Source organism: Microcoleus sp. S36b_A4, assembly GCF_036700645.1.
Lineage (GTDB): Bacteria > Cyanobacteriota > Cyanobacteriia > Cyanobacteriales > Microcoleaceae > Microcoleus.
The window spans coordinates 1-957 of record NZ_JAUBPI010000162.1; the positions used below are offsets into that span (position 1 = coordinate 1).

A 957-nucleotide genomic window follows, 5' to 3' on the forward strand; every position below is an offset into this window, starting at 1 on the left:
GAGATGTCAGGAGATGAGATTTCAGATTTGCGATCGAACTCTAGTCCGTGCGAGTTCAGCAACTTTTCCCATGTTGCGGTCGATCGCAAATCTCCAAAATTTCTTGCTTCCTCATTGGTGAGGTTGCAGTCATAAGCTAACTGTTTCAAACAGTCAATCCGACGGCGACCGCCAAACGCAACCGCACCAGTATTAAGAGTTGCGATCGCGTCAGAATTGCGATCGACATCCTGTGTCATAATTATTCGGCTCCAAACGTTGGGAATGAACGGTTTGGGGAAGTCGTTACTTGGTTGGCGGTGGTACGTCAGCCAGTAGCGCGTCAATCTTCCTCAGTTACTTAACGATCGTGTTTTCTAGCAGTTTTGTCAAGCTGGCAATTGTAAAGTTTTTAATCTCAGAAAACCCCAGCGATTAACCGGGGATTATATCGAGTTCGGAAACGGAAAAAGTATGGCCTCTGTCATTCCCTATCTTTTTCTTGTCGAAGACTACCACACATTCCGGCCACCGCCCCCCCAAGTAACTATTGACCGTACCTTCAGCCCCATCAAATTTCTCGCTGCGAGTTTTTTCGCCACACTGCGGACGAACAATTACGCGATCGCCTACCTTAAATTTTGGAGTGAAACCCTTTTTCTTTTTCAAAGCGGTAGGCTCCTTGGGTATTGGAGTAGGCTGACGTAGAGTAGGATCTCCTCCTCCTAACACTTCTGTAAGCGGATTACCTTCTGCAAGGGCTTCTAGGTAATCATTCCGACTCATTCCCGCCGCTTCAGCTACAGCAGCCAGCCAGGCCCAAGTGGCATCAGTTAAGTTGACACTACGAATCCTGCGGGGGATTTCTCCTTTGGCGGCAAACTTGCCAGCCGTGTTCCGTACCTTATTACTCATGCCGTCTCAATAAATGGTGATGTTTTTCTAGCTAACCATTTACACAAGCGGATGTCAAGAATA

At 47.4% G+C, this 957-nt stretch carries 1 protein-coding gene and 1 pseudogene; both read right to left on the reverse strand.

Features of this window, described 5'->3' with window-relative positions:
* Positions 1 to 326: pseudogene (locus tag QUA03_RS27845) on the reverse strand (hypothetical protein); the annotation flags it as partial.
* An 88-nt stretch (positions 327 to 414) separates the two neighbouring features.
* Positions 415 to 894, reverse strand: coding sequence for a hypothetical protein (locus QUA03_RS27850; RefSeq protein ID WP_333216823.1), 480 nt, complete (start codon positions 892 to 894; stop codon positions 415 to 417).
* Positions 895 to 957: the final 63 nt, after the last annotated feature.

Excerpts from the sequence above, each read along its gene's own strand:
- QUA03_RS27850 (WP_333216823.1), bottom strand. The coding sequence starts at position 894 with ATGAGTAATAAGGTACGGAACACGGCTGGCAAGTTTGCCGCCAAAGGA.